The 14592-nt window shown below is 60.9% G+C and carries 13 protein-coding genes; 7 read left to right on the top strand and 6 right to left on the bottom strand.

The annotated features are described in order from the left end of the window. The first annotated feature begins 130 nt into the window (after positions 1 to 130). From ACFWEM_RS15505 to ACFWEM_RS15490, 4 genes are read left to right on the top strand one after another with little or no spacing between them, the layout of a single operon-like run. Positions 131 to 1714 (top strand): bifunctional 3-(3-hydroxy-phenyl)propionate/3-hydroxycinnamic acid hydroxylase, encoded by a 1584-nt coding sequence (locus ACFWEM_RS15505; protein ID WP_378534816.1) that lies wholly within the window; start codon positions 131 to 133, stop codon positions 1712 to 1714. 45 nt (positions 1715 to 1759) lie between these two features. After that, the gene (locus ACFWEM_RS15500; protein ID WP_378534814.1) at positions 1760 to 2614 is read left to right on the top strand and encodes an alpha/beta fold hydrolase; all 855 of its coding nucleotides are present in this window, start codon (positions 1760 to 1762) and stop codon (positions 2612 to 2614) included. A gap of 7 nt (positions 2615 to 2621) precedes the next feature. Then, positions 2622 to 3683, top strand: coding sequence for a VOC family protein (locus ACFWEM_RS15495; RefSeq protein WP_378534812.1), 1062 nt, complete (start codon positions 2622 to 2624; stop codon positions 3681 to 3683). Then, complete coding sequence (locus ACFWEM_RS15490) at positions 3680 to 4786, top strand: amidohydrolase family protein (protein ID WP_378534810.1); 1107 nt, start codon at positions 3680 to 3682, stop codon at positions 4784 to 4786. Before ACFWEM_RS15495 ends, ACFWEM_RS15490 begins: the two co-directional genes overlap by 4 nt. Positions 4787 to 4949: 163 nt before the next feature. Here the strand turns inward: ACFWEM_RS15490 and ACFWEM_RS15485 are convergent, their stop codons facing one another. The 5 genes from ACFWEM_RS15485 to ACFWEM_RS15465 form a co-directional block, all read right to left on the bottom strand. Beyond that, entirely contained in the window at positions 4950 to 5903 is a 954-nt protein-coding gene (locus tag ACFWEM_RS15485) for an amidohydrolase family protein (protein ID WP_378534808.1), read from the bottom strand. 34 nt (positions 5904 to 5937) lie between these two features. Beyond that, a complete protein-coding gene (locus ACFWEM_RS15480) occupies positions 5938 to 6708 on the bottom strand; it encodes an ABC transporter ATP-binding protein (protein ID WP_378534806.1) in 771 nt (256 codons plus the stop codon). Next, positions 6705 to 7526 (bottom strand): ABC transporter permease, encoded by an 822-nt coding sequence (locus ACFWEM_RS15475; RefSeq protein WP_378534804.1) that lies wholly within the window; start codon positions 7524 to 7526, stop codon positions 6705 to 6707. The genes ACFWEM_RS15480 and ACFWEM_RS15475 overlap by 4 nt, the downstream gene beginning before the upstream one ends. Beyond that, entirely contained in the window at positions 7523 to 8569 is a 1047-nt protein-coding gene (locus tag ACFWEM_RS15470; protein ID WP_378534802.1) for an ABC transporter substrate-binding protein, read from the bottom strand. The genes ACFWEM_RS15475 and ACFWEM_RS15470 overlap by 4 nt, the downstream gene beginning before the upstream one ends. Positions 8570 to 8668: 99 nt before the next feature. After that, positions 8669 to 9592 carry a LysR substrate-binding domain-containing protein gene (locus tag ACFWEM_RS15465; protein ID WP_378534800.1) on the bottom strand — a complete coding sequence of 308 codons (924 nt, stop codon included), beginning with the start codon at positions 9590 to 9592 and terminating at the stop codon, positions 8669 to 8671. A gap of 70 nt (positions 9593 to 9662) precedes the next feature. Here ACFWEM_RS15465 and ACFWEM_RS15460 point away from each other — a divergent pair, with 70 nt between their 5' ends. The 3 genes from ACFWEM_RS15460 to ACFWEM_RS15450 all read left to right on the top strand — a co-directional run bounded on the left by ACFWEM_RS15460 (position 9663) and on the right by ACFWEM_RS15450 (position 13268). Further along, complete coding sequence (locus ACFWEM_RS15460) at positions 9663 to 10364, top strand: IclR family transcriptional regulator (protein ID WP_378534798.1); 702 nt, start codon at positions 9663 to 9665, stop codon at positions 10362 to 10364. Positions 10365 to 10441: 77 nt separating this feature from the next. After that, positions 10442 to 11737, top strand: a complete 1296-nt coding sequence (locus ACFWEM_RS15455; RefSeq protein WP_378534796.1) for an MFS transporter — start codon at positions 10442 to 10444, stop codon at positions 11735 to 11737. A 4-nt stretch (positions 11738 to 11741) separates the two neighbouring features. After that, positions 11742 to 13268: a long-chain fatty acid--CoA ligase gene (locus tag ACFWEM_RS15450; protein ID WP_378534794.1), complete on the top strand. Its 1527-nt coding sequence runs from the start codon at positions 11742 to 11744 to the stop codon at positions 13266 to 13268. Positions 13269 to 13436: 168 nt separating this feature from the next. Here ACFWEM_RS15450 and ACFWEM_RS15445 read toward each other — a convergent pair whose 3' ends face one another. Next, positions 13437 to 14582 (bottom strand): acyl-CoA dehydrogenase family protein, encoded by a 1146-nt coding sequence (locus ACFWEM_RS15445; RefSeq protein WP_378534791.1) that lies wholly within the window; start codon positions 14580 to 14582, stop codon positions 13437 to 13439. Between the last annotated feature and the right edge of the window lie 10 nt (positions 14583 to 14592).

The raw sequence follows: 14592 nt of genomic DNA, 5'->3' as shown, positions 1-14592 counted from the left end.
CCTTCAGTTTGTGACTTGACTCTCAACCTAACCAATCTTACTGTAGTGATCAATACGTAATGTAGCGATCACTACAGTAAGACGAGATGCGGTCTAACGCCTCGGCAGATTCGACGAGAGGTCACAAGAAGTGCTCACCCCCACCTATGACGTCGCGATTATCGGCTACGGGCCAACGGGCGTCACCGCGGCAAACCTTCTAGGAGCTCGAGGTTTGAGGGTGCTGGTCGTCGAGCGCGACTCGAACATCTATTCACGCGCCAGGGCGATTTCAACCGACGAAGAGGTAGTTCGTATCTGGCAGCAGATCGGTTTGGCCGACCAACTGAACGCCGAGATGCTGCCGGGAAAGCCGGTGAAGTTCGTCGATGCCGCCGGGCAGGCTTTCGTGGAGGTCACTCCGAAACCGCGAGGTTCCGGCCATCCGCCACAACAGTTCATCTATCAGCCAGCTGTCGAGAAGACGCTGCGTGACGGTGTTGAGCGTTACCCGAACGTGGAACTCGCACTCGAACACGAATGTCTCCGCGTGGCCGGAGACGCGACCGGGGTCAACCTCATGCTCGCCGACCTCAAGACAGACACCTTCCGACGCGAACGTGCCGCATACGTCATCGCTGCTGATGGCGGATCCAGTCCCACTCGGGGCCTACTCGGAATCGGCTTCGAGGGCCAGACGTACGAAGATCGTTGGGTTGTCGTCGACACCAAGGTCATCCAGGAATGGCCTGGTCACGACTCTCTCCGATTCCACTGTGACCCTGCACAGCCCACGGTCGACTGCCCGACACCGCTCGGCCACCATCGCTGGGAGTACCCGGTCCCTGAAGGAAGCGACGAAAAGGAACTCGTCACCGACGCCGCGATCTGGAAGGTTCTCGGAAACCAGGGCATCACCGACGAGCAAGTCAAGATTCTGCGCGCTGTCGTCTACAGCCATCACGTACGATTCGCCGACAGATGGCGAGTGGGCCGAGTGTTCCTTGCCGGCGATGCCGCGCACGTCATGCCGCCGTGGATCGGACAGGGGATGTCCGCCGGGGTGAGAGACGCGGCAAACCTGTGTTGGAAACTTGCAGGAGTGCTGGACGGATCTCTGCCCGACGCCGCGTTGGACTCATATCCGACCGAACGAATGCCACACGTACGCGAAGTAACCGCACGTGCCGTCAAGACCGGCAACATCATCACCGAACGCCGACCCTCACTAGCCACAGCACGCAATCACGGACTGCGCGCCCTCACCAAGATCCCCGCAGTCGCGAACTGGCTCCGCGACAGCCGCTGGATCCCCGCTGCCTACTATCCCGAAGGCTTCTTTGCGCCGAAGCCGCACACTGGAATACGAGCTCGATTCGACACTTCCGCAGTGGGACACCAGATTCCACAGCCCTGGGTGCTGGATGAGAAGGGCGAGCGGGAGCGACTCGACGACATCCTCGCCGGGCAATGGGTGCTCCTCTCGCTCGGCCCGGTGGAAAAAACAAGGCCGTGGGCCGCAACAGGAGTCCGCGAACTACGCCTGCAGGTCGCCGGATCCGCCGCCGCCGAAGGCGCCGTCGTCGACACGGACAACTCGCTCGTGAACTGGATGCGAGCGAAAGACGCGACGAGCATCGTCGTACGACCCGACGGATTCGTCTACGCCGCAGATGGACCGAAAACCGTACTTGGACAACCCCCTCGCGGACTGCGCATCGCAGCAGCTTCCTGACCAGCAAGCTTTGAAGACCAATACCACCATCCTTGGAGGACCCTCGTGACCGACGCACTACTGACTGAAACGACCGTCTCCGTCGGCGGTAAGGACATCTTCTACGCCGAGACCGGGCAGGGACCAGTCGTAGTTCTACTCCACGGCGGCGGCCCCGGCGCATCCGGTGTGTCGAACTACTCCAGAAACATCGACGCGCTCGCCTCCTCGTACCGCGTCATCATCCCGGACCTACCCGGGTATGGGCGCTCCAGCAAGGGCATCGATCAGACCGACCCCTTCGGGTACCTCGCCGACGCAATTCGAGGACTGCTCGACGAACTCGGCATCGACAAGGCGCACTTCGTCGGCAACTCGTACGGCGGTGCCTGCGCACTGCGGTTGGCGCTGGACACCCCGAACCGTGTGGACCGTATGGTTCTGATGGGGCCAGGTGGCGTCGGCACCACTCGCGGATTGCCCACCCCGGGACTCAATTCGCTGCTGTCGTACTACGGAGGGGACGGCCCCACGCGAGACAAACTGGAGACGTTCATTCGTCAGTTCCTCGTCTTCGACGGTGCGGGCGTACCAAACGCGGTCATCGACGAACGGTTCCGTGCGAGCATCGATCCCGAGGTGGTCGCCGATCCGCCGCTGCGGCGGCCGTCCGGACGAGAAGCGTTGAAGACGTTGTGGCGCATGGACTTCACGCGCGACAAACGACTCGCCTCGCTGACCACGCCGACGCTCGTCGTGTGGGGCAAGGCGGACAAGGTGAACAAGCCCTCCGGCGGTCCCATGCTCGCGAAGACCATGCCGAACTGCGATCTCCTGCAGGTCGCGAACGCAGGCCACTGGGTGCAGTGGGAGCGTGCGAACTTCTTCAACGCCATCACCCGAACCTTCCTGTCGAATTGAGGCACTGATGACTTTGACAGCAGCGGAAGACACACCGGTCGATCCGTCGGTGTTCGGCAATGTACAACTCGGATACATCGTCATCGAAACCCAGAAGTTCGTCGAGTGGCGACGCTTCGGCGCCGAGGCGATCGGTATGCATCTCGACGAGATGGACACCGGCCGAATCCGTTTCAGACTCGACGACCACGAATGCCGATTCCTGCTCCAGTACGGGCCAGCCGAGGACGTGACCGCCCTCGGCTGGCAGATAGACGACCACGAGACCTTCGATCGAATCGTGGCACGCGTTGTCGATCGCGGCGTACCGATCTCCGAGGGCACCGCCGAGGAAGCAGCGCTGCGCGGTGTAGAGCGACTCCTGCGGTTTCCTGGGCCGAAGGGGATGATCCAGGAGATCTTCACGCGGGCATTGACCACTTCCGTGCCTCTCGTCATGAAGAACTCGTCGTACGTCACTGGCGACTGCGGAATGGGGCACGTCGCGATCACGTCGGTCGAGCCCTACAAGTTGCGCGGTTACTACAACACCGTGTTCGATGCCCGGCTTACCGACTACATCGACGAAACGATCAGCGGCCTGACATTGAAGATTCGTTTTCTGCGCGTCAACGAGCGTCACCACTCCATTGCCGTGGCCAACGTTCGAGGACTGAAGATTAACCCCGTCCGAACACGGATCCAGCACTTGAACATTCAGGTCGCGACGCTCGACGACATGATTCAGTCGTTCGAACGCGTCAAGGCCTTGGGGTTCGGCATGGCCCTCGCCGTTGGCCAGCACACTAACGACCGTGAACTCTCGTACTACGCGCTCACACCGTCCGGCTTCGAATGGGAAGTGGGTTGGAACCCATTCACGATCGACGAGAACACGTGGGAACCGTCCACCTACCAGGGAATCAGCATCTGGGGACATTCGAGATCCGGGCAGACCGTGATCCAGAAGCTCGAGCAATTCAGGACTGCTGCACGTTCCGTCGGCAAGGACGAGATCACCGTTCCAGAACTCAGCGGTCCTGGGATCTTCGACTACACAGAATCGCCCACTCGACGAGGAGCCAAGTGAAAAAAGACAGCCCGACTTTGTCACGGCGCGGACTGCTGGGGGCGTCGGCAGCCGCTGCCGCTACCGTCGCGGTCGGCCTCCCTGCCGCCGCATCCCCTGCGACCAGGACCCAGCTTCCGACCGATAACTACCGCATCGACCTGCATGCGCACTTCCTACCCCCCGACTACCGGTCAGCTTTGTTGTCCCACGGGTTCGTCACCATCGGCGGGTACCCGACCCCGATGTGGTCACCCGAGGCGGCAATCGACTTCATGGATCGTTACGGCATCGAGGCTCAGGCGCTCTCGGTATCGGATCCTGGCGTCTCTTTTCTCAGGGGTAAAGAGGCAAACGATCTTGCCCGATACTGCAACTCCTACGCTGCAGACCTGTTCAAAGCACACCCCACTCGGTTCGCAGCTTTTGCGGTGCTTCCAATGCCGGATGTCCCCGCGTCGATCGCCGAAGCCGAATATGCGTTGGACGTCCTCGGACTCGACGGAGTGGTACTGCTGTCGGCCTACGATGGCATCTACCTCGGAGATCCACGCTTCGATCCTCTGATGGCAGTACTGAATGCACGCGGCGCGTACGTGTTTGTACATCCGGCATCGATTCCTGCTGACGCGAAACCGGAATCACCGATCCCGGACTTCGTCGAAGAATTCACGTTCGACACCACCCGTGCGGCGACACTGATGATCGCGACAGAGACCCTCGTCCGATTCCCCAACATCCGTTTTCAGCTTGCTCATGCAGGCGGGACTCTGCCGTTCCTGTCGCACCGCATCGGCCTTGCCGCGCAGACTCCAATCGGCGATCTCTGGCCGGCGGCAGTTCCCCGGCTGTCCGTGCTCGACGTGAAGAATCGGGTCAACCGTTTCTATTACGACACTGCACTGAGCGCCGCTGAGCCCGCTATGCGCAGCGTGCTGGCCGTAACCTCCAGAGACCACGTCGTCTTCGGATCCGATTGGCCGTTCAGTCAATTGACGCTGACCGGATCCGGTGATCCTCAACCTGAGCTGAGCGAAACGTTCTCGTCCGAAGATCGTGTGGAGATCGAGCGCATCAATCCTTTGCGCGAACTACCTCGTTTGCGCGACGCCGTCGGGGGTTGAGTAAGGGCCGGGTTCATATCGTTTGAAGGAAGGCAGCTTCCACTACGCAGAATTTAGCGATGCCGCGGCAGGACCGGATTGGACGGTCCTGCCGCGGCATCGGCACTTGCGGGGACGAACAGCATGCGTGCTTGGTTGCGATTGTCGCGTGCTTGTCGGAAGTTCAGCCCACAGCTGCGCGCGCGAACCTCGGGAACAGCTTGCTTGCATTCTCGTGGTTCACAGCATCGTGATCGATCGCTGGATACGCATCGAGTGATGCCGTGAAAGTCTGTGACCGCTCGGCAGAAGCGTAAGGGAAGTCGCTGCCGTAGAGGATCCGTCCGGGATCGGCGAATGCAGTCAGGCTCGGCAGAGCCGACTCCGAGGCCGACAGTGCCGTGTCGAAGTAGAACGTGCGTAGTAGGCGCAGTCCGTCTGCGGAATCTCCTACGGGTGATGCGCCTATTGCTACTCGAGAAGCAGCGAACGGCAAAAAGCCGCCGGCATGCGACAAGATGAATTTGATGTTCGGGAACCGATCGACCGTGCCGGACTTCGCCAGATTGATAGCGGCGCGTGTGGTGTCGAGCAGGAAGTCCGCCACATACGGGGGGATACCGTCAACGGGCACTGCAGGCAGAGCTGAGGGGTGAACAAATACCACGGCGTCCCGGTTGTTCAAGTACTCCATGAGCGGAAGGTATTGCGGGTCACCAAGGTACACGCCCCGTGTGTTGGACAGCAGGACGACGCCGTCGGCGTCAAGTGTGTCGAGCGCACGCTCGGCCTCTGCGATGGACCCGTCGATGTCGGGTAGGGGGACGGTGGCGAAGAAGCCGAACCGACCGGGGTTGTCGGCGGACACCGTTGCCGCGTAGTCGTTGACCTCTTGCGCCATCGATCTAGCCTCACCGAGTGCTCCCGGTTCGACGCCGGGCGTCGATACGGACAATACGGCCGTCGCAACATTGGTCGCGTCCATGAGTTCGAGCGCGGCGTCGGTGGTCCATTCGGGAATTGCTTTGCCACCGGCGGTTATGCCCTTGTCCTGTAGCCATTGCCGATAGAACGGTGGGACGACGTGGTGGTGGGTGTCGATCCGCCCCGGAATAGTGGTGGATGGTGACGCATTCATGAAGAGTCCTCAGGTTCGTATACGGGTCGGGCAGTCAGTCGTGGAGCATGCGCCAGATCCGGCGCTCTTCGGTCGCGAGTTCAGGACTGTGCTGGTATTCCTCGGTGCGGGGGCGTTCGGCGGTCACGGGGACGATTTCGCGGATGGTGCCTGGGTGCGCGGTCATCACGGCGATGCGGTCGGACAGGAACACTGCCTCGCGAATGTCGTGGGTGACAAGTACGCCCGTCGTACCCACACGCGACAAGATTCGTGACACGTCGATCTGGAGTTTCTCCCTGGTCAGTGCATCGAGCGCGCTGAAGGGTTCGTCCAGCAGCAGTACGTCTGGGCGTACGGCAAGAGCGCGGGCGACGTTGACACGCTGCTGCATTCCGCCGGAGATCTGATCGGGATAGAAACTCGCGTAGCGGCTCAACCCCGTCAGTTCGAGTAACTCGTCGACAGCGTTATCGCGTTCGCTTTTGTTGGCGTAGATGTGTCGTCCTGCTGCCAGTGTGAGCCCGAAGGCGACGTTGGCTCGCACGTTGTACCAGGGAAGCAGTGATGCTCGCTGGAACACGTAACTCATGCGCGGGATTGATCCACTCTCGGTCTGGTTGACGACCGTTCCCGTGGTGGCGACGTCCAAACCTTGAATGATGCGGAGCAATGTCGTCTTACCGCAACCGGAGGGTCCCACGATCGCCAGGAACTCTCCCTGTTCCACGGTCAGCGAGACGCCGTCGAGAACGGGAGCATTGGTGCCGAATGTCTTTCCGATGTCGGTCAGTGTCAGTGCGGGTGTCGTGAGGGTGGTGGTCATGGCTTGACTCCTCGGTATGCGCGGCGTTCGAAGTACTCGAGGGCGGCGCTCGAGGCGATACCCAGGAAGGCCAGGAGCAGAGTGACGGCGAAGATGTCGACAGTGTTGAATGCCTGCGCCGATCGCTGCAGGTTCAAGCCGAGACCTTTGCTCGCTCCGAAAAGATCAGCGACGACGACACCGATGAGGCCGCGACCCACGGCGAGCCGGAGTCCGGTGAGGATGAAGGGCGTCGACCCGGGAAACAGCACGCGGGTGAATGTTTCGAATCGGTTGGCTTTGTAGACGACCGCGAGTTCTTTGTGGTCGATGCCGACTGCTCTCGCTCCAGAGACCGTGTTGATCAAGATTGGGAAGATCACCAGAGCGATGACGACCGCGATCTTCGATGTCAGCCCGAAACCGAAAATGATGATGAACAGGGGTGCAAGGCCGATGATCGGTGTCGCGTAGAGAGCGTTGACCCACGGGTTGGCGAGCTTGTAGAGCAGCGTGCTCGCACCGATCGCCAGTCCGAGCGGAATCGCTACTGCTGCGGCGAGAATGTAGCCGACGGCGAACCCTTGGAGGCTGACGGACAAATCAGGCCAGATTTCGCCGGAGACGATCATGTCGAACAGGCGAGCAAGGATTTCGCTGGGTGCGACGATGATCAATCGGCTGGGTTGCAGGACGCGCACAAGGGCCTCCCACACGAGCAACCCGGCGACTATGGACAGCAGTCCGTACGGAATTCGGTTGCGCCGCACTTTGTTCGGTGTCGTCTCGGGGTCCGATGGCGGGGTCGTCGTATCGCGGCTCACATCTGTCGTGGTCACTTGAGGCCCTCTGTTGCGCGGTCCGCGAACGTGTAATCCATGTACTCGTCCTCGGAGATCGAGTCTTTCAATAGTCCGAGATCGAGGTAGGCCTGCACGGTGGCGTCGAACGCGCCGTCGACGTGGTGGAAGTCGGCAGGGAAAAGACCACTGTCGGCCGGCTTGTCGTAGTAGTAGAGCTCTAGCGCCTTCTTGATCGAGTCGGGACTTTCGCCGCTGATCTCCGAGGTGCGTGTGGCCACATCATCGGCGTTGGCTGGATCCTGCACGTACTGGCGTGCCGCAGCAATCGCTTTCAGATACGAGGTCACCTGATCTGGGTTGGACTCAGTCCACCTCTTGGAGGCCTCGATGTCGGTGGTCATGAGGATCGGAGCGGCTCCACCCGACGGGGTGAACCCGAGGTCGGTGAGGCCGGATTCGATGACTCCGAATGCGGTGGGGTAGGCCGCGATAGTGGCTGCAGCTTGCCCGTTCTTCACTGCAGCGACACGTTGGGGAGTGGCGCCGAGCGCAACGTATTCGAGATCGGTCTCCGGGTCGAGGCCCGCTTCACCGGCGAGGCGGTCGAAGACACTGCGAGTGATGTCGCTGACCGACCCCAATGCAATGGTCTTACCCTTGAGATCGGCCCACGTCTTCACTCCGGGGCTCGCCACTACAGTCCAGATCGAAGCGTCCGTGTTGGCTCCGATGCCGACCACCGGCCCGCCTTGAGCGGCAGCCACAATTCCATCGGCCCCGATGTGGGCCACCTGGACATCTCCGGACAGCAGCCCGGAGATAGCGTCCGAGCCCTTGGTCACCGACACGTATTTCTCGACGCTGAGCCCTTCCTTGGCGAAGAAGCCGAGCTGGTCGGCTAGGTGGGGAAGCATTCCGGTGGTGACGCCGCCATTGCTCTGTTCGGCGATGACGATGCTTGCGGTTCCCGAGCCCGACGAAGCGTCGTCCGACGCACTGCAGGCGGTAAGAGCCATCGCGGCGGCCGCGACGGCGATCCAGCTCATGGGACGCCGGAGTGGGCGAATTGGGTTGATCATCTGAACTCCTACATTGCTTGTGACGTGGGTCTCAACGTAGGTCGAAGTGTCCGATAGATCTAATACAAAGTTTTCCAGGGATCAATAGCTGAATAGCTATCAATAGGAAAGTTGCTTTCCCACCGCCTCGACGATGATTGCCTTGAGCCGGGTCTGCAGGGCGGTCAGCTTGTGATCTCGACGCTGCACGAAGTAAAGGTTGTCCCTGATATCGGCACCGACGATCTCGATCTCGCGTAGCCGTCCGCCGGTCAGTTCGGCGTCCAAAGATGTGCGCCACAACAAGCACACTCCAAGGTCCTGTTCGACGGCGTATTTGATGGATTCAGCGCTGCCGAGTTCGATGGAGACCTTTCTGTCCGAGAGCCCGAGTGACGCCAAGGCGGCATCTTGACTTTGCCGGATGGCCAGGCCAGCCGGAGGAGACACGAATTCGAGCTCGGCCAGTTGCTCTCGGTTGATCCGGGAAGGGATCGACGTGTTCGATGCGGCAGCAACGAGCGTGAACCGCGGTCGACCGAGCAGATGAGTCTCGAAGATTCGGGTGTTGTGAGCCAATTCGGTTCCAACGACAGCGAAGTCGACCCAGCCGGAGGTCAGTCGGTCCAACGCGGCTTCCACCGATGCGATCGTAAGGGTGAGATTCGCCGCAGGGTGGGCCTTGCGGAAGGTAACCAGTGGTGCGGGGAGCAATGAATTTCCTGCGGACATGCTCGCTGCAATCCTCGCCGAGCCTGCCATCCCTTGCCCGAGCCCTTCCAGGCTCTTGGCCAGTTCGACTCTGCCGCGCAGGACATCGAGCGCCCAACGGTGCACAGCCTCGCCGGCTTCAGTGAGTCGTAAACCTCGACCGTCGCGAACGAAAAGATCCGCACCCATGCGCCCTTGCATCGATTTCAGATGCGCGCTGACTACGGGTTGAGAGAGAAAGAGTGCTTCCGCGGCTTTCCCGACGCCCCCGAGTTCGACAACTTTGCAAAAGACATCGAGCTTTTGCAGCGAGAGGCGGTTGTCCAAATCCATGAGCCAACAGTAGGGCCATGCCCGGCGACATCGATGTGCACATAGTGCACATAGTGTTTACCATCAAGCGATGTCCGAAACCCCTGACGCCCCCACTTCGAATCGAACGCCCGGCACACAAACGCTCGCACGGGGACTCGAAGCTCTCCGCCTCGTAGCGACGACACCGGGGGGCCTCACAATCCAGGACATTGCCGAGTCGCTTGACGTGCATCGAACCATCGCGTCGCGACTACTGTCGACTCTCGCCGATTTCCGGCTCGTGGCGCGCGGACCAGATGGCCGGTACCGTGCCGGCGGCGGCATCGCAGCACTCGGTCGTGAGCTCTACTCAGGCCTGCGTGATGCGTCGACACCGTTGATGCGCAAGCTTGCGAATGCGCTCGGCGGGACCATTGCGATCTTCGTCGGGGAAGAGGACGACGCCGTGGCCGTTGCGGTGATCGAACCGGCCAATGCCCGGTACTGGGTCTCCTTCCGTCAAGGCGGACGGCACCCGATCGACCGTGGAGCGGCCGGCTACGCACTACTGGCTGCCCGCCCGTTCCAACAGGGCGAATCCGGGACAGTGACCGCCGCCCGCACGGACGGGTACGTCATCAGTTACGGCGAGGTCGAACCCGGTTACTGGGGACTAGGAGTGCCACTGGATCGGCCAGTGGACGAGCCCCCGGCCTGCGTGGTGTTGATCAGCGCTTCTGAGGAACTGGTCAGACGGGTAGTGCCTGACATGCTCGATGCGGCAGCGGAGCTCAGCAAGTACAACGGTTGAAATTTTCCATACTTGCGGCCACCGGGATGACTGTGGTCACATAAGATGTGCAATTAAAGATCGATAACGATCACAGTGTGAGCATTGAAACAAAATCGAACTGGAGCGTAGTCGCGGCCTGTTTCGCCGTCCTCATTGTCGAAGGTTTCGACCTCGCCATGTTCGGAAGCATCGTGCCGTCATTACGCGAGTACGAGCCATGGGGTGTCGATGCCTCGGTCATCGGCTACATGGGCGCTGCTGCGGTGTTCGGAATGCTGGTCGGCGCACTCGTAGCCGCCGTGCTGGTGGACCGGATCGGCCGCAAGCCGGTCGTCGTCGGCGCGGTTGTGTTGTTTTCGGTGTCGATGGGATTATCCGCTCTCGCCCCCGACCCCACCGTATTTCTCGGTCTGCGGTTGCTGATCGGCATCGGCGCCGGCGCTGTCATGCCCACTGTGGCCGCAACTCTCATTGAGTTCGCGCCGGTGGACCGTCGAAGCCGAAACAGCGCTCTCGGTTTCATCGGAGTCGGTATCGGCGGTATGGCGTCAGCGATGTTGGCGGTATGGCTCGTACCCGCTTTCGGTTTCCGAGCGATGTGTCTGGTCGGGGCGCTGCCGTTACTGGTCACAGTACCGGTCCTCATTCGCTGGTTCCCCGAATCGCCGTCAGTGTTCGAAAGCCGTGGGCGCACTGCTCAGGCAATGTCGACGCGGCGCCGATACGGGCTGAGCGATCCCGAACCCGCCGATATTTCGGAGGCCTCGCGTACGCGACTGTCCGTCGTGTTCGGCGATGGCCGCGGTCGCGGCACGTTGTTGTTCTGGACAGCCACCTTTTGCTGCCTGCTCGTGACGTTCGGAGTTTCGACTTGGCTCCCGGATTTGATGCGCTCCGGCGGATACGGATTGTCCGGGGCTCTGTGGTTTCTCGTTGCGCTCAAGGGCGGATCCGTGGTCGGTGTGTTGATCGCAGCCAATCTGGCAGACAGCTTCGGCCAAAAGCCAGTGGTCGCGGTGACGTCGTTATGTTCCGCCCTTGCGCTCCTCGCATTGACGGCAATGCCACCGGTCGGAGTCGCATACATACTCGTCGCCGTCGTCGGTCTCGGCACGACAGGATTGCAGATTTTGATCAACGCGTTTGTCGGCTCGTACTACCCGGCGCAGGTACGGGGAACCGGTCTCGGACTCAATCTCTCCGTCGGTCGCGTCGGCGGCATACTCGGCCCTGTCTATCTGGGTTGGTTGGTTTCCATCGGGATCGGCTTCGACGCCAAGTTCTATGCCCTTGCCCTACCCGCCTTCATATCGGCCGTGCTCCTCGCGCTCGTCCCCACGCGTCGCAGCGGCATGCCCATGCAATTACATCCAGACCGAAAAGTGAAGTGAGACAATGACAGTAGGTATCGATCTGGGACACTGGTTCGCGGCACGCGCTGCACGGTCGAACAATAGAACCGCCCTTACCTTCGAAGGTGAGAGCTACACGTACGGCGAACTCCAGCAGCGTATCGACCGCGTCGCGGCGGGCTTGGATTCTTTCGGAGTTGCTCGCGGTGATCGAGTGGCATTCCTCGGCGCCAATCAGCCCGCGTTCTTCGAGACATTGTTAGCAGCGGCCCGAATTGGTGCAGTGTTCGTCCCCCTCAACACCAGGCTCACCGGCCCGGAACTGGCCTTCATCATCGGCGACGCCACCCCCCGCGTCCTCGTGGTCGACTCGGCTCATGTCGCCGTCGTCGACACCATTCGCGAGGAGCTCGTCGACTGCGACTGCATCCACATCGAGTCGACCGAGCCATCGTGGAGCTCGTACGAGGCACTCGTTGCCACCGTGCCACTGTCGGACGGTGCAACCTCGGCGGAACCTGACGACACTGCGATCATTATGTACACCTCGGGTACCACCGGACGGCCCAAGGGTGTGAGGTTAAGCCATTCGAACCTGTGGTGGAACAACATCAACTTGCTCGGCCAGTTCGACGTGCTGGAAGACGACGTGACGCTCGTCGTTGCGCCGCTGTTCCACATCGCGGGGCTGAATGTCACTACGTTCACCACGTGGATGAAGGGCGGACACGTGCTTTTGCACCGCCAATTCGAAGCGGGCGCCGTCCTCGGAGATATCGAAAAGTATTCAGTGACGACAATGTTCGGCGTTCCGGCCATGTTCACCGCTCTCGATCTGCATCCGCGTTTCGAGTCGGCCGATCTGGAGACACTCCGGTTGGTGATCTGCGGAGGAGCGCCGTCGCCGGAACCCCTGCTGCGTCGGTACTCCGACCGCGGTATCGGAATGATGCAAGGGTACGGCCTGACCGAGTCGTCGCCCAGTGCGACGTTTCTTGGTGCCGAACATGCGCTGACCAAGCTCGGGTCGGCAGGTAAGCCGCCGCTCTACACCGAGGTGAAGCTTCTCGGCGGCGAAGGTATGGAAATCAAGACCCCGCTCGACCGCGGTGAGATCTGCCTTCGTGGACCGAATATGACGGTCGGCTACTGGAATCGCCCCGATGCGACTGCCGCCGCCATCGACGCCGAAGGTTGGTTCCACACTGGCGACGTGGGGTATCTGGATTCGGACGGATTTCTGTTCGTCGTCGACAGGATCAAGGACATGATCATCACCGGTGGAGAAAATGTCTATCCCGCCGAGGTCGAGAGCGTGCTCTACGGGCATCCCGACATTGTTGAAGTCGCCGTCGTGGGACTGCCCGACGAACTCTGGGGCGAGGCAGTAACTGCCATTGTGGCGGTCAAGACGGGATCGTCGATCTCCTTGGAAAGCCTGCGCGATTTCGGCGGCGCGAGTCTTGCGCGTTACAAGCTTCCGACTCGGATGTACCGCAGCGATGCGTTACCCCGAAACCCGTCCGGGAAAATTCTGAAAAACGAACTCCGCACCCACTACGGCGCCTAAGTGTGGGTCTGCCGCTCGTGCACCTTCGGTCATTACGGCCTGGGCCGAAAACGCACGAGCGGCAGAGCGATTTCTGAGACGCCGCACCGTCAATTCCGTCAGGCCCTGATCGAGAAGGGATAGCGAACCCTTCAGCGGCGGGGGTGCGCGCAACCTAGTCAGGCGGCCTCACAGCCCGAGATCCCTGCCGATCAGTTCCTTCATGATCTCGTTACTGCCTGCCCAGATCTTGGTGACCCTCGCGTCGCGCCATGCCCGAGCAACGCGATATTCGTTCATGTAGCCGTAGCCGCCGTGCAGTTGGACACAGGTGTCGATGACGTCGTTTTGGACTTGTGCTGACCACCATTTGGCCTTGGCGGCATCCACCGATGACAGGGTCTTCTGGGCGTGCTGCACCACACACAGATCGACGAAGGCGCGTGTGACGTCGATCTTCGTCTGCATTTCGGCAATGACGAACTTGTTGTACTGGAACGAGCCGATCGGCTGGCCAAATGCCTTGCGTTCCTGGGTGTATTCAATAGTCTCGTCGAGAATTTGTGCTGCGTGGGCGAGGTTGTTGACCGATCCCGCAATCCGCTCCTGCGGAAGGCGTTCCATCATGTGCACGAACCCTCGGTCGATCTCGCCGAGCACGTTTTCACTGTTGAGCCGCACGTCGTGGAAGAAGAGTTCGGCGGTGTCGGAGTCGGTCTGGCCGACCTTGTCCAGCTTGCGGCCACGCTCGAATCCCGGCATGCCGGTTTCTACGACGAACAGCGTGATTCCTTTGGAACCGGTGCCGGTGGAGGTGCGGGCTGCAACGACGACGATGTCTGCCTGGATTCCGTTCGTAATGAATGTCTTCGAGCCGTTCAGCACCCACTCGGCGCCGTCTCGAGCTGCTGTCGTTTTCAGAGCCGCAAGGTCTGATCCGCCACTCGGTTCGGTCATCCCGATCGCCGCGATGATCTCGCCCGAGCAGAACCCTGGTAGCCAACGTCGCTTTTGTCTTTCGGTTCCGAGGTCGACGAGATAGGGCGCGACACAGTCCATGTGGATTCCGAACGACGATGCAGCTGAGGCACTGAACTTGGCGATCTCCTCCCCCAACACAGCGTTGTATCGGTAGTCGGCGGCTCCGGAGCCGCCGTATTCTTCGGGTACCTCGAGTCCGAGCAGGCCTTGTTTACCAGCCTCCATCCAGGCTCGACGCGAGATCATGCCGTCGCGAAGAAATTCCTCGGCGAAAGGCTCGAGACTTCGCTTGACGAACTCGCGTGCGATCGACCGGAATTCTTCATGATCGGCGGAGTAGGCAGTTCTGAGCATGGTCTCTCCT

The organism is Rhodococcus sp. NPDC060176, from assembly GCF_042728675.1.
Lineage (GTDB): Bacteria > Actinomycetota > Actinomycetes > Mycobacteriales > Mycobacteriaceae > Rhodococcus_F.
This window is presented reverse-complemented; position numbering and strand designations above follow the sequence as displayed.

What these genes read in the sequence shown, in the direction of transcription:
- ACFWEM_RS15495 (WP_378534812.1), top strand. Translation starts at nt 2,622, where the DNA reads ATGACTTTGACAGCAGCGGAAGACACACCGGTCGATCCGTCGGTGTTC.
- ACFWEM_RS15485 (WP_378534808.1), bottom strand. Translation starts at nt 5,903, where the DNA reads ATGAATGCGTCACCATCCACCACTATTCCGGGGCGGATCGACACCCAC.
- ACFWEM_RS15480 (WP_378534806.1), bottom strand. Translation starts at nt 6,708, where the DNA reads ATGACCACCACCCTCACGACACCCGCACTGACACTGACCGACATCGGA.
- ACFWEM_RS15470 (WP_378534802.1), bottom strand. Translation starts at nt 8,569, where the DNA reads ATGATCAACCCAATTCGCCCACTCCGGCGTCCCATGAGCTGGATCGCC.
- ACFWEM_RS15465 (WP_378534800.1), bottom strand. Translation starts at nt 9,592, where the DNA reads ATGGATTTGGACAACCGCCTCTCGCTGCAAAAGCTCGATGTCTTTTGC.
- ACFWEM_RS15460 (WP_378534798.1), top strand. Translation starts at nt 9,663, where the DNA reads ATGTCCGAAACCCCTGACGCCCCCACTTCGAATCGAACGCCCGGCACA.
- ACFWEM_RS15450 (WP_378534794.1), top strand. Translation starts at nt 11,742, where the DNA reads ATGACAGTAGGTATCGATCTGGGACACTGGTTCGCGGCACGCGCTGCA.
- ACFWEM_RS15445 (WP_378534791.1), bottom strand. Translation starts at nt 14,582, where the DNA reads ATGCTCAGAACTGCCTACTCCGCCGATCATGAAGAATTCCGGTCGATC.